We start from the raw sequence: 14,441 nt of genomic DNA, 5'->3' as shown, positions 1-14,441 counted from the left end.
CTATTTAGTAGCATGTTTAATAGCTCTCTGTTGCAGCATACCCTACTATTTTCTGCTGTACGATTTATCTAATGCTGAGTTAAGTGAGTCATTGTGAGTCAAATACCGCCGGTATCCGGCAACCTTTCGTCAAAAACAGGGTCTAAAACTGCATTGAATACTAAATCCATTGCCAAGCAACCGCCTTTATTTAACAAAGTAGTGGTGGTGGGTTTAGGGTTGATTGGTGCCAGTTTAGCGCAAGCTATTAAAGACCATGACCTAAGTACTCAGATAGCGGCGGTGGATCAGCATCTACCCAGCATTAAAGCCGCCCTTAGCGAAGGTTTGTTAACTCAGGGCAGTAATCAGCTTGCCGAGGTAGTCGCAGGTGCTGATTTAATCCTCATTGCAGTACCCGTTAAAGCCGTCAAAGCCGTGTTATCAGACATTTATCAAGCCATGCAATCGGGCGCATTAGCCACGAATTGTCTCATTAGTGATGTCTGCAGTACGAAGGTCACGGTGATTGAAGCGGCGAAAGACGTATTTGGTGACAATATACCTAGCGGCTTAGTCCCTGCGCACCCTATTGCTGGGGCAGAAAATTCGGGCTACTATGCTCGCCGCGCTGATTTATTCGTCAACCATAATGTGATTGTCTGTCCGCCAGAGACTGCCAGCTCATTAGCGATTGCTAAGCTGAGTTCGCTATGGCAAGCAGTGGGTGCAGCTGTGATTACTATGACGCCCGAGCACCACGATCAAGTCTTGGCACATACCAGTCATTTGCCGCACCTGTTGGCCTTTAATTTGGTCGCTCAGTTGGCGGATCACGATGATAATATGGACATCTTTCGCTATGCTGCCGGTGGTTTTCGCGACTTTACCCGAATTGCAGCTAGCGACCCGAAGATGTGGCACGATATCTTTTTAGCGAATCAGTCGGCCATCGTCAGCGCGCTCGATGAATACAGTGATTATCTAGCCCAGCTCCGTGAGCTGATGGTCACGCAAGATTCTGTGGCAATGTTAGGCTTGTTGGGCCGTGCCCAAGCCGCCCGTCGCCATTTTGGACACATGTTAACTAGCACCCCTTATACGGATACCCACACCATGTCAGCGTCTTACATTATTACTCCCAGTCACAGCGTTTCAGGCACTATCAGCATCCCAGGCGACAAATCTATCTCGCACCGCAGCATCATGCTTGGCAGTTTGGCGACCGGCACTACTCGCGTAACTGGATTTCTAGAAGGGGAGGATGCGCTAGCGACCTTACAAGCATTCCGAGACATGGGCGTGACGATTGAAGGTCCAGACAATGGCAATGTCGTGATTCATGGCGTGGGCATGCACGGTCTTAAGCCTAGCAAGACCCCTTTATATATGGGCAACTCGGGTACCAGCATGCGCTTATTAGCCGGTATCTTAGCCGCGCAAGAGTTTGATAGCGTGCTCACAGGGGACGTGAGCCTATCACAGCGTCCTATGGAACGAGTGGCCGCGCCTTTACGGGATATGGGGGCGTTGATCCAGTCTACGGGTCAAAAAGGGACTGCACCGTTAAGCATCACCGGTCGTACCAAAGCAGGCACGCCGCTTAAAGGGGTTGAGTATGATATGCCTGTGGCCTCAGCACAGGTGAAGTCGTGCTTGCTACTTGCTGGACTTTGGGCAGAAGGCACTACCACAGTTGTACAGCCAGAAATTAGCCGCGACCATACCGAGCGTATGCTCAGTGCGTTTGGTTATCCTGTAAAAGTGGATGGCAATCGTATCAGTGTTGAAGGGGGTGGTGAGCTCACCGGTGGCGACATAGCTGTCCCGGCGGATATTTCTTCAGCGGCTTTCTTTATGGTGGCAGGTGTCATCGCTAAGGACAGCGAGTTGACCCTAACGCAAGTGGGTATGAACCCAACGCGTACCGGTATTATCGATATTCTACGCTTGATGGGCGCTGATATTACTTTGAGCAATGAAACTCATGTGGGTGGCGAGCCAGTAGCTGATGTAACGTTGCGCTCATCTACTTTACACGGTATTGAAATCCCTGAGCATTTAGTACCTCTAGCGATTGATGAATTCCCAGTATTGTTCATTGCGGCGAGTTGTGCGGTAGGTCAGACGGTCCTCACTGGTGCTAAAGAGCTGCGCGTAAAAGAATCTGACCGTATCGCAGTAATGGCGGATGGCCTACAGACTTTAGGTATTGACTGTACAGTGACTGAAGACGGCATCATCATCGAAGGTCGCGGTAAAACCGACAGCTTTGAGCCTGTCTTTGGTGGTGGCAGCGTAACTTCACACCACGATCATCGCATCGCTATGAGCTTTGCTGTGGCCAGTCTTCGCGCCACTGAAACCATCACTATCGAAGGCACAGAAACTGTGAATACTAGCTTCCCTGGTTTTGCAGAGTTGGCAAACGAAGTGGGTCTTTCAATTGCTATAAAATCAGCGTAAGCTATTGAGCGACTGGATAATTTAAGCCGATTATTTAAGGTCTATTAGCGCCTATAGACAGTCCTATAGATAGTACGGCTGCTAAAGCTGTTCTTATAAATTATGTAGCCATGAGTCCTTAATTAGGGCGTCATGGCTTTCTTATTATGGGCAAGTTTAAAAGCGTTATTAGATAACCGGCATTTCTATTAAATAACAGCTACTTGCACTAAATAATAGCTAATTTCATTAAATAGCGGGCACTTGCACTAAATAAAAGCCACTTGTACTGAACAAAAGGTACTTTGATTCAGCATTAAGGCAATATATATTCAGCATAAAGCCAACCTCGTAAGGCTTTTCTCGTGTTAAAATTTCTATTTCTAGCAAACTCTTAAAATAGCCTTTCCGTAGCCCATGACTGATCTAGTTATACGCTACCTCGCTTGTTTTAATTCTAAATCAAATTCTTAGCAAATTTATTATTAAACTCTTTATCGAGTTTTGCCCTATTAGTTTCTGCACTATGTTGCATCCATCTTATTGATTTTTTACACGCCGCGCCCAGTTTTGGGTGCGTTGTCTTTTTTAGGCTTACCACTTATGACCACACCAGCTGTCGCTAAGACCCCCGCTGCCCCTATTACTACGACTAAAAAAGGCGTCATCACGGCGCTTACCGCCTTTATGATTTGGGGCGCATTCCCGCTATACTTCAAGCAATTAGCGGCTTATAACGCTACCGAGATTATTGGCCATCGTATCGTTTGGACCTTTATCTGTGTTTCGATATTTATGTTGGTCAGTAGGCGCACAGCATGGTTTAGTATCCTTAGGCAACAGCCCAAATGGTTGGGCATTACCTTTTTCGCCAGTATTATTATTGCGGTGAACTGGTTAACCTATGTGTGGGCGGTCAACAATGACATGATATTGGAGGCCAGTCTCGGCTACTTTATTGGGCCGTTGGTGGGTGTGGCTTTATCGATGTTATTATTCAAAGAGCGTCTGCGCCCTTTACAATGGGTCGCTATCGGTTTTGCGCTATTATCAGTAGTCATTCAGCTAGTGATGTTAGGTAATTTACCGTGGGTTTCCTTAGTGTTGGCCTTTAGCTTTAGTACTTATGGTACGATTCAACGGCAGACGCCATTGACGGCCATTGATGCTATGTTTGTTGAGACTGCGCTATTACTGCCTTTTTGTCTCTGGTGGTTTTGGCAGGCGGACGTGGTGAGCAGTCATCTAGACTTTTGGGTCAGCTCCAATATTTGGTTGCTTATGCTAGCAGGTCCAGTCACCTTGATACCGTTGTTATTGTTCAATAAATCGACCAAACAAGTGGCGTATAGTATATTAAGCTTTATGAACTATCTGACCCCAACCTTTATCTTTATTTTAGCCATCTTCTATTATAACGAACCCTTTGATATGCATAGATTGGCGGTATTTGGTCTAATCTGGTTTGCGCTGTTATTATTTAGCATTGATTTATGGCGTAATCGTCCTAGCAAACGCTTGGCAGTACCAGAAGGCACGGAAGTAGCTTAATATAGCCAAGTTTAAATAAATCCGCTTTACGAATGAGCTATTATCTTTTAGCCGCTCATAAAGTAATTATTAGCAAATAACCCGTTAGCAAGCAGTGGAGTATAAGCATGGCAGCAAATAGCGATATGGTCTTTATTGAAGGGTTAAAAATAGATGCCGTCATTGGCATTTTTAATTGGGAGCGCGCTATTACCCAACCGCTCCTGCTAGACATTCAGATGCTTACGGATATTAAACCTGCGGCTGCCACTGATGATGTGACTAAAGCGATTAATTATAAAGCCGTTTGTGATGATGTTACCGCTTGGACGCAAGCTAGCAAGTCGGGACTGTTAGAGCATCTAGCTGAGCATTTAGCTGCACAGATTCTAGAAAATTATGATTGCGAACAAGTCACTATTAAAGTCTCTAAGCCCACCGCTATTAGTGCTGCCTCAGCAGTAGGCGTAAAGATTACCCGCAGTAAGGCTTAAGCAATTGCTAATCTTACTCCTTGCGTCTCATGTTTATCTGGCGACATCCTATGATTTATAGTAATTATTATAATAGCTACGCTTATCCCCATGCTGATATCTAATCATCAAGCGGGTGGCTCAGCTCGTGCAGGCCGCTTAGCGGATTGTATAGCCTGGATGGATGCGGCTAGTCCAGAGCTACTGGCTGGCTCAGAGTTAGTGGTGGCCGACACGGCGATTGACAGCGATACAGCTATAACTGCGGTGCTATTAGCTATTGGCAGTAATCAGCAAGCGAATTTTCATTTAGCCCAGACACGTGAGCAGTTAAGTAAACTGGGTAAGATGATAGTATCAGAGCCTTTGGTCAATCCAGACTTTACCGCTGCGCCAGACGTTCCTAAACCGGACTATACCAATCAATGCGTTTATATTGAATTGAATAGGGCATTGAGTTTCCTCGAATTAAGCGAGTATTTTGCCGCTATAGAAACATTATGTGAGCGGCAACGGGCACTAGATACCGGGTTACTAGCAGAGAAGACTTTGTATAAAAACAGTGCTACCAATGTCGATAAATCCTTAGCAAGTCCGCCCGTGAAATTAGTCAGTATGGATATCGATATCTTAGGGTTTAGGCAGCAGGCAAATAGAGAATGGCGCTTGATACAACGCCGTTTGCCTTTGAAGGAGCATGAAAAAATAGGGTTGCAGGAGTTATTAACCTCGCCATCACTGTTACCAACAACGTCATTAAGCCTAGCTTCAGCACCTTTGGATCCTCTTAAAAGCTAGCAGTCATTTTGCTTAGCAGCGACAAAAAAACCCTCTATTTTTATAGAGGGTTTTTATTTTTACGACAGAGGAATTAAGTTAGCGAAAATTTTTAATCTAAAACGTCTAAATCCTTTGCCGATAATTTTTCATACTCTTTGGTGCAGAAGTTTGGGTCTAATTTGCAAACAGCGGCTTGGAGCTCATCAAGACGGGCTTCCGACTGCTGAATATGGGTCAGCATCTTAGCAAAGGCCTCTGCCACAGGGTCTTGCGAGCCGGGCTCTAACCCATAAGCGGTAAAACCAAAGGCTTGTGCTAACCGTAACTTTTGGCAATCTTCTTTGCTTAAAGACTGCTCTAAAGTTTTTGTATCTACGGGCTGTAGTAGCGCATCTTGCTCGCTGACTTTATTTTGCGCCAGCATATCTGTCTTTTTATCTTTAGCGTCAACTTTATGCTTAACATCCGCTTTTTTCGCTGCACTCTCCAAAGGCGCGCCGTTTTCATCATGGTGCTCAGAGATCATTCGCGCCGCACTACCCACCATCGTGGCACCAGCGGGCACAGGTTTGACGACCACAGCATTGGAGCCAATCTTAGCGTTCTTGCCTACGGTAAAGGGTCCCAATACTTTCGCGCCAGCACCCACTACCACGCCGTCTTCTAATGTCGGGTGACGTTTGCCTTCGTTCCAAGAGACCCCTCCTAGAGTGACACCATGATATAAGGTGACATCGTTGCCTATCTCTGCAGTCTCACCGATAACCACGCCCACACCATGATCGATAAAGAAGCGGCGACCAATCTTAGCAGCCGGATGTATTTCAATACCAGTAATAATACGCGAGCCGTAAGAGATAGCCCGTGCGACAAACTTCTGGTCTTGTTGCCAGAGATAATGCGCACCGCGATGTAAGAGTAGGGCATGAATACCGGGATAAGTAAAAATAACTTCAGCAGTAGTGCGCGCGGCAGGGTCGCGGTCAAAGACGGCTAAAATATCCTCGCTCACCTCTTTTTTAATGTTACTTAAAGTTTTCAATAGGGATTTAGGTGATCGCATGGCGTATCCTGTGGCTTTTTTTAGGTCTTAATTAGGGCTGTTAGATATAGGCTGAAAATCTTAAAAAGGTTTTAACTGGGTTTAGGGTTGCTGCTAGCGTCCCTACTAAGCTATAGCCTAAGGGGTCAATTTTGCCAATACAGCACTTAGCAGTTGGTATTCTTTTTGATCCAATTGCAAGCGTGAAGTCAGTCTCGATAACCGCTGTGGCAAGGCGCGCAGATGCTCTGGATTGGCTAGTCTTAATTGTACCATTAAGTCGGTTAAGCGGTCAGTGAGTTGCTGAGCTTGCTCATGAGTAATCGCCGGCTCATCCCAAACTTGTCTTAGGATGACGTCTAGCTCATGGGTAGCGTTATGGGCTGTATCCGTCGCCGGTTTAGTTTGTGATTCTACTTGCGTCTCGGTTTCTTGAACACTTTCTGTGTTGGCGGCTGCCCGGTCAAGATGGTCTTGGATTTGCGCAAAGATAAAGCTGGCAATGACCTGTACGGCTGAAGCGACGTTTAATACCGGATACTCAGGATTGGCCTGAATTTGGATATGATAATCGGCAAGGGCCAGCTCTTCGTTGGTTAGACCACGATCTTCACGACCAAATAAGATGGCGATACTGGCGGGCGTAGTGGTACCCGATGCTTGGTTAGCCTTTGTACTTTGCTCGCAGTCTGATGCTTTGCTAGGGTGCTGACTTTGCGCGTGCTGCTCAATAAAGCGTAGCATAATGTCGGCGGCTTGGCTTGGCGTCACGACAGGTCTAGGCAGATGACGACTGCGACTACTGGCTGCAAAAATAAGTTGGCAAGGGGCTAAAGCCTCACTTAAGGTGTCCGTTATTTTTGCCTGGTCCAATACAGTAGTGCCACCCGCAGCATGGGCCACACTGGTGTCATCGATAGGCAGTCTGGGATCTACCACAGTCAGGCGAGACAAGCCCATAGTATGCATAGCCCGCGCCGCTGAGCCGATATTAGCGGGTAGGGTCGTATTCACCATAACCACTTGTAAGCACTGTAGATAGTCGCTGACGCTCGATAATGCTGCACTAGGGCTCATAGTATCCTTATTCTCTGCCGAAGTGCCCTGCGTTGGCTCATGCCCAGTACTGCTATTATTCGCCAAGCTGTCTATCGTTGACTGAGAGTCTAAAGGATGGGTATCTGTGGCCGGGCTTTCAGTAGGCATTAACGCTGTCTCGTTTTAGTTATTAAAGATTAAAGCTATTAAAATTTAGGTTGTTAAAAATGGCTAGGGCAGCTTATGGTTTCACTGCAGCTAACTATTTAGCACATATTAGCGCCTATAAGTTTAGGCCAAACGCTCACGAATCTCTGCAGCGACCAACTCCAGCTCCGCAGCAATATGCTCAAGCAAGTCGCCTTGTTCTGTGATGGTGTTATGACGACAGGCTTCTTGCATTAGTGCACAGCACTCGGTCAGACGTGGGGCACCGATATTCGCACTGGCCCCTTTCAAAGTATGAGCGATATCAAAACCTGTGGCATCATCTGCACGGGCTAGGGCATCGCGTAAGCTCTCTACCCGAGCCCGACTATCGACAATATAGGTTTGTACCAAGTCGGAGAAATCCTCTTCTAAGAGGTCGCGCATATCTTCAAACTGCTCGGTATCTATTACCTCTTGTGCGCTTAAAGATAGGGGTGGCAAGTCATTAGGCGTAGTCATAAATATTCCTTGTAGCAAAAGCTATAAAGCGCCTTTCTGCAAAGGCTAGCGATAATTTAGCGACAATAAGTATCCGATAATAAATACCCGACAATAAGTACGAAGGCTCATCCAACAATAACAGCTACAGTTTAGCAAAAGTCTTATTTCAGTTAAGCCGTTCATTTAGTTCTAGCAAGGTGTGCAATCAATATAGCAAAGTCTATGGCAGCACTTGCGCTATATTTACAGACATAAACTATAACTCAGGCTTTATTAACACTATTCGCTCAGTTCACGTTAGGCGGTAGACGGAAAAGCTATGAAAAATGAAAGTGCAGATTCTCTACCGGCACCAAATCTTTAAGGTGTTGGAAGTTATCATCATTCGGATAAAGTCGCCAGTGCTCTGATAAATTGACATTGGCAATACCAAAGCTTTCGTAAATACTGAGGCCGAGCGGCAAGCAGCCGTCTTCGAGTTGGCGACTATTCAAGACAGGCGCGCTACTGGAGGAGCTATTGGCCAGCAAGTCATTACCTTCCTCGTCATAGAGTCCGTATTCCTCACCACTGGCGTCCTCGGAGCTGCCGCCTTGATAATAATCGCCTTCGTCTTCGTCACTGCGATCTAAAATCTGCGGAATGACTTCCGGTTGCGCCGATTTTAATAAAGGCTGCATGCGTTCAAGCAAACTGACATCTTCAGCATGAATCTTGATACTGATTTTTTTAATCCAGCGTAGTCGCGCCTCTACCATGGTCATGACATTGTCGAGCCGTGCAAACATACGACCATCGCGCTCGCGGATACTCCCTTTCACGATAATCACTTCATCGACTTTGAGCTTGTCTTTGAGACGGTTGAAACGCTCGGCATAACAGCTGACTTCTAGGCGCGAGGTACCATCGTCTAAGGTAATCACACTGCGGGTACCAAAGTTGGCAATGTCCATAATTAGGCCAGAGAAATAACAAGAACCGTTGTAGCCGGTATCCGACAAGTCATCGAGGCGTGCGCCACCGGTATAGCGTTTCAACTCATCACGGTAGACATCGATAGGGTGACCGGTTAAGTACAGACCCAAGGTGTCTTTCTCAGCTTTAAGGCGGTGCTTATCGCCCCAAATCAGCTCGGCACCAGTAGGCAATGGCGGTGCTTCAATGACGTTATTCGCATCACCAAACAGATCCATCATACCGATTTCGTTATTTTGACGTGCCTGCTCAGCGGCCTGTACGGCATTCGGTAATTGCGCCATTAAGGCACCGCGAATCTCATAAGCGGCATCTGCTGGCAAGTCAGGTCTAAGCGTTTTAGCGAAATCGTCGAAACAACCGGCACGTACCAGCGCCTCTAAGGTGCGTTTATTGACCTTTTTAATATCTATACGGCGGCAGAAATCGTAGAGGTCTTTAAAGTCACCTTCACGACGACGCGCATCCACGATAGACTCAACTGCGCCTTCACCAACACCTTTGATAGCTCCTAGGCCATAGATAATATTGGTTGGCGTATCCGCAACAAAGCGCCACTCACTGCGATTCACCGAAGGGTTCACGACAGTCAGCCCAAAGTTTTCACGGCAGTCGTTAATAAAGAACACGACGTTGTCCGTGTTGTTCATATCTGAGGTGAGGACCGCTGCCATAAATTCGGCAGGGTAGTAGCATTTTAAATAGGCCGTTTGATAAGCCAGCACGCCATAAGCTGCGGAATGCGAGCGGTTAAAGCCGTAACCCGCAAACTTTTCCATCAAATCGAATACGCCACCTGAGGTGACTTCATCAATACCTTGCGCCGTGGCACCAGTCACAAAAATATCGCGCTGCTTAGCCATCTCTTCGGGTTTCTTTTTACCCATCGCGCGGCGTAGCATGTCAGCGCCGCCGAGACTGTAGCCCGCCATTACCTGAGAGATCTGCATGACCTGCTCCTGGTAGACGATAACGCCGTTGGTATTTTCTAAAATAGGCTCTAGATTGGGGTGATCGTACTCGACCTTTTCGCGGCCATGTTTCCGGTCAATATACATCTCCACCATGCCAGCATCGAGTGGACCCGGACGATACAAGGCACACATTGCGATGACGTCTTCGATGTCTGTTGGTTTCAGCTTGGCCAGGTATTTTTTCATACCCGTACTTTCTAACTGGAACACCGCGGTGGTCTTGGCATCCTGCAATAGCGCATAGGCTTTTTTATCATCGAGGGGTAAGTCTTCTAGAACAATGGGGTCTTTACCTTCTGAGACTCGGCGACGGTTGATGTTTTCGACCGCAGCGTTAATCACCGTGAGGTTACGCAAGCCTAAGAAGTCAAACTTCACCAACCCCACTGCCTCGACATCATCTTTATCGAACTGACTGACGCGGTGACCTTCATCATCACAATAGATAGCACTGAAATCGGTAATGCGTTTGGGCGCGATTAGTACGCCACCGGCATGCTTACCGACGTTACGGGTGACGCCTTCTAATTTAGTCGCCATTTCCCACAACTCATTGGCATCTTCATAATCCATATTATCGGGATTAGAGAGTAGGTCTTTAAGCTGCGGCTCTTGCTCTAAGGCTTCAGAGAGCGAAATACCTGGGGTCTTAGGAATGAGTTTAGAGATTTTATCGGCCAAACCATAAGATTTACCTTGCACGCGCGCGACGTCACGCACTACGGCTTTGGCGGCCATCGTACCGAAAGTGATAATCTGTGAGACAGCATCGCGACCGTACTGACTCGCCACGTAATCGATTACGCGGTCCCGGCCTTCGATACAGAAGTCAATATCAAAATCGGGCATGGAAACACGTTCAGGGTTTAGGAAGCGCTCAAACAGCAAGTCATAATGTAAGGGGTCGAGATCGGTAATGTTCAGTGCGTAAGCGACTAGTGAGCCCGCACCAGAACCACGGCCTGGCCCTACTGGCACGCCATTGGCTTTTGCCCAACGAATAAAGTCCATAACAATCAAGAAGTAACCAGGGAATCCCATTTCTAAGATAATATCTAGCTCGTAATTAAGACGCTCATCATAGGGCTTACGGATCTCTGGCCAATCGTCGCCACGCTCTGCTACTGGGAAAATTTTATCTAAACGGGCATTCAAGCCGCGTGCTGACTCATTGCGGAAAAAAGATTCCGTGGTCTCACCTTCAGGTACCGGAAATTCAGGTAAAACGTTAATACCTAGCGTCAGAACCACGTTACAACGCATCGCCAACTGTAGCGTGTTATCAATAACTTGCGGTAAATCAGCAAACAGCTCTTGCATCTCAGCTTGCGTCTTTAGGTACTGCGCATCCGAATAGTCTCTCGGACGTTTGGGATCGGCCAACACGTAAGAGCCTGCGATACAAACGCGAGCCTCATGGGCATCAAAGTCTTCTTGCTGTAAGAATCGCACGTCGTTATGGGCAATAAGCGGGATGTTAAAACGGCTACCGGTCTCGATAGCGGCTTTAATAAAGGCGTCTTCCCCCGAACGGTTGGTGCGTTTAATCGCGAAATATAAGCGGTCGCCAAAATGGGCTTGCCAGTCTGCAAGTAGCTCATCAACTTTTTCTGGCATTGAGCCTAATAACGTTTGCCCCACGTCCGACTTTTCAGTCAATAGCACGACCACACCCGCAGCGTGCTCTAATACAGCGCTGCGTTTCACGACAGGCACGCCCATGTTCGCCGGATCATTACGGCCTTCGGTAAAGCCTAGCGAAACTAATCGGGTGATGTTTTGATAGCCTTCATTATTGAGGGCTAGCAAAGTCATGCGAGTATTCTCATCGTCCATGATGATCTCAGAGCCGATGATGGGTTTGATGCCGGCACCTAGGCAGGCGCGATAAAATTTCACAGTCGCGTAGAGGTTGGACACATCGGTAAGGGCCAGCGCTTTTTGCCCATCCGCTGCTGCCGCTTTTACCAGTGGCTTGATGCGCACGATAGAGTCGGTGATGGAAAATTCGCTGTGGATACCAAGGTGTACAAATGCCATAGAAGACTCTTAAAATTGGACGAAAAGGAGTAACCCAGTGCTTAACTAGTGGCTCAGATAGCCCCACACTAAACAAGATAAGACCATAATTACAGAAACATTATAGCCTAAGATTTGACTGTGAGGTCTGCGATAACAGCTGAATATTGCTGCTAGATTGAAAATTTTTGAGGGACGAAATGATAACAGATTACGGCAGTAATATCAGCATAACTAAGGGATGAATTGTAGGTCTAATAGACAGCTATAGACCTTAATCAAGGCTGATAAAATAATTTAAAGGGGAGGTAACATAATAATTTATTAAAATTACTACCTATAGGCGCACCTAGAAAACCAAATTATAGCTCGTCTTTTATACTGTTTGATAAGTCTTAAAATCGGATGCCTTGCTATGACTTCCTCAGTAGATTCGACCCATGCTCCATACAACCATCCCATAGCCCATGCTTGCGCCATTACTTTCCAAGGCAATGCCAGCAATGGTCGGCAACAAGATGCTTTTTTCTTTTTGGAGGACTGGTATCAAGAGGTGCTAGGTGTCACAGAAATTACAGTAGTAACTGCGCCGTTTTGTTTGGCCGTGTCTGATGGCGTAGCCAGTTCTAACTATTCCCAACACTGCTCAAAAGCAATAGTGAAAGCTATTAAAAGGTTATGGACTACAGACTTAAGCGTCACTGTTGCAGGTATTTATAAGCTCTTAAAACAAACTCAGCATGCGCCCAAACGTCGGGGTGCAGCGGCAACGCTAGCTATGGTAACCGGTAAGGTAAATGATGCTGACATTATCACGCTGCAAATAACCCATGTCGGCGACAGTCGGGTCTATCGATTAGCCGCTGGCGAGACCCACTGGCAGTGTCTGACCCGCGATCATAACTTATTAAATGAGTTGGTAGATGAACAAGCGCGGGAGCAGGGTAGGCAGGCTGACTTTGCTGACTATAACCGTGAAGGCATGGCGGGTAGTTTATATAGCATTACAGAATGCTTTGCCTTAACTACTGAGGAGGATTCTTCTGGTAGTGAGATGCTAGAGGCGAGCGTCCAAACGGTACAAATTCAGTCCGGCGATTGTCTGGTAATTTGCAGCGATGGTATCCACGATTTAGTGTCTAGTAATGACTGGCAACTCGTCAATACAAAGACTGATTTACAAGCTTGGCTAAGAGCTCTCAAGACTCAAGTCTACACCTCGGCTGGGAATGCTTATGATAATGGTACGGCTATAGTGGTGCGATTCCAGTGAACAAATATTAGGATTTTTATCAGTGATATCTATTAGTTACATGTTACATTAGCCAAAAATCCTCAAAAGTAAGGAAGATAAATGAGCGCTTTAAAAAGTGAAGCTAAGATAGACAGCTATAAAGAGCTAATTAACAAGTTTAACAAGTTTAAAAAGTTGGATGTCATTACTAAAGAGCTGACTTTATTTGATGTAGGTACTCGTGGACATTTTGAAAATCCAACCACAGAGTTGTTAAGTTTCTTTTTAGACTCTACAAAAGAACATGGTTTAGGCGATTGTTTCCTGCATGGACTGCAAGACGTTCTGGCAGATAAAGAGATACTTGCTAGTCTTGGTCACTTACAGAGTGTAGAAACTGAGGTAGCGACAGCTACAGGTAATCGCATTGATTTAGTTTTAGAAACTGACCAAGCAGTGATCGCAGTCGAATGTAAGATTTATCACGAGCAGAACAACCCATTTGACGACTATAGTAGCTACGGTGAGCAACGTATCAATGACCGTAAAAAGAACAGTGAACAGGAGCAGAAACTAGTTAAGTTAGTGCTGTGCCTGAACGGTGAGATTAGTAATGTATTAAAGGCTAATGATTTGGAGCCTAACGGCTGGCATGGGCTATCTTACCAAGATTTAGCACAAACTATTGAGATACGACTATCAAAAGCGTTGCTAGAGAACCCTTATAACAAGTGGGGTCTATTCGCTAGAGAGTTTTTATTGCATTTAAAGGAGTTAAATAAAATGGGCAGTATTAATAACAGTGAAATTGACTTTCTAACCGAAAACTTTAAAGCCTTTACTGAGCTAAGTGCTTATATCTATGAGAACCTAATGCCAAAAATAGGTGAAAAAATAGAATTAAATTTGAATAATAGTGGGTTAGATGATTTTGTTTGTAAGAGGAAATACGTTAAATGGTATTACTATGAACCAGTAATAAAGTTCTCCAATGCAAGTTGGAAAGCCCAATCATATATTGCTCTCTGCCTCAGGAAACACGAAAAATCGGTATCACACATTATTAATTTGCGTATTAATGATAAGTCAGAAGAATTAATTAATACTTTTATGACCTTATTAGCAAAAGATTTTCCAAAGAGTTTCATGCAAAACCTACACGAATCTAATAATACTATTTGGGATATTTCATGGGAATTTGATTGTTTTGACCTTGATGAGGTCTCAGAAAAAATTGTCACGTTAATGAAGTGTTTAAATGACCTAGAGTTAAATCATCGCCAACCAATTTTAGTATAGAC

10 protein-coding genes are annotated in these 14,441 nt (G+C 45.8%); 6 read left to right on the top strand and 4 right to left on the bottom strand.

Translation table 11 applies throughout. From position 1 onward, the window contains the following. Positions 1 to 168 precede the first annotated feature (168 nt). The 4 genes from ACZ2XM_RS08630 (at position 169) to ACZ2XM_RS08615 (ending at position 5,225) form a co-directional block, all read left to right on the top strand. A complete protein-coding gene (locus ACZ2XM_RS08630; RefSeq protein ID WP_490589563.1) occupies positions 169 to 2,445 on the top strand; it encodes a bifunctional prephenate dehydrogenase/3-phosphoshikimate 1-carboxyvinyltransferase in 2,277 nt (758 codons plus the stop codon). Between the two features lie 582 nt (positions 2,446 to 3,027). Next, positions 3,028 to 3,975, top strand: coding sequence for an EamA family transporter RarD (gene rarD, locus ACZ2XM_RS08625; RefSeq protein WP_490589534.1), 948 nt, complete (start codon positions 3,028 to 3,030; stop codon positions 3,973 to 3,975). Positions 3,976 to 4,082: 107 nt separating this feature from the next. Continuing rightward, positions 4,083 to 4,448 (top strand): dihydroneopterin aldolase, encoded by a 366-nt coding sequence (gene folB, locus ACZ2XM_RS08620; protein WP_490589535.1) that lies wholly within the window; start codon positions 4,083 to 4,085, stop codon positions 4,446 to 4,448. Between the two features lie 90 nt (positions 4,449 to 4,538). Beyond that, the gene (locus tag ACZ2XM_RS08615) at positions 4,539 to 5,225 is read left to right on the top strand and encodes a hypothetical protein (protein ID WP_490589536.1); all 687 of its coding nucleotides are present in this window, start codon (positions 4,539 to 4,541) and stop codon (positions 5,223 to 5,225) included. 91 nt (positions 5,226 to 5,316) lie between these two features. Here ACZ2XM_RS08615 and cysE read toward each other — a convergent pair whose 3' ends face one another. From cysE to dnaE, 4 genes are all read right to left on the bottom strand, one after another. After that, entirely contained in the window at positions 5,317 to 6,270 is a 954-nt protein-coding gene (gene cysE / locus ACZ2XM_RS08610; RefSeq protein ID WP_490589537.1) for a serine O-acetyltransferase, read from the bottom strand. Between the two features lie 117 nt (positions 6,271 to 6,387). After that, positions 6,388 to 7,326, bottom strand: coding sequence for an RNA methyltransferase (locus ACZ2XM_RS08605; protein WP_490589564.1), 939 nt, complete (start codon positions 7,324 to 7,326; stop codon positions 6,388 to 6,390). A 252-nt stretch (positions 7,327 to 7,578) separates the two neighbouring features. After that, entirely contained in the window at positions 7,579 to 7,956 is a 378-nt protein-coding gene (locus tag ACZ2XM_RS08600; protein WP_490589538.1) for an Hpt domain-containing protein, read from the bottom strand. Positions 7,957 to 8,255: 299 nt separating this feature from the next. Beyond that, positions 8,256 to 11,927, bottom strand: a complete 3,672-nt coding sequence (gene dnaE / locus ACZ2XM_RS08595) for a DNA polymerase III subunit alpha (RefSeq protein ID WP_490589539.1) — start codon at positions 11,925 to 11,927, stop codon at positions 8,256 to 8,258. 394 nt (positions 11,928 to 12,321) lie between these two features. Here dnaE and ACZ2XM_RS08590 point away from each other — a divergent pair, with 394 nt between their 5' ends. Together ACZ2XM_RS08590 and ACZ2XM_RS08585 are read left to right on the top strand one after the other, a co-directional pair. Further along, entirely contained in the window at positions 12,322 to 13,179 is an 858-nt protein-coding gene (locus ACZ2XM_RS08590) for a PP2C family protein-serine/threonine phosphatase (RefSeq protein WP_490589540.1), read from the top strand. Positions 13,180 to 13,260: 81 nt separating this feature from the next. Beyond that, a complete protein-coding gene (locus ACZ2XM_RS08585; protein WP_490589541.1) occupies positions 13,261 to 14,439 on the top strand; it encodes a PD-(D/E)XK nuclease family protein in 1,179 nt (392 codons plus the stop codon). Positions 14,440 to 14,441: the final 2 nt, after the last annotated feature.

The sequence above is a fragment of the Psychrobacter sp. CoH-33_TS_01 genome (genome assembly GCF_058189395.1).
Note: the sequence above shows the minus strand (reverse complement) of the source record. Positions and strands in the feature narration are given on the sequence as shown.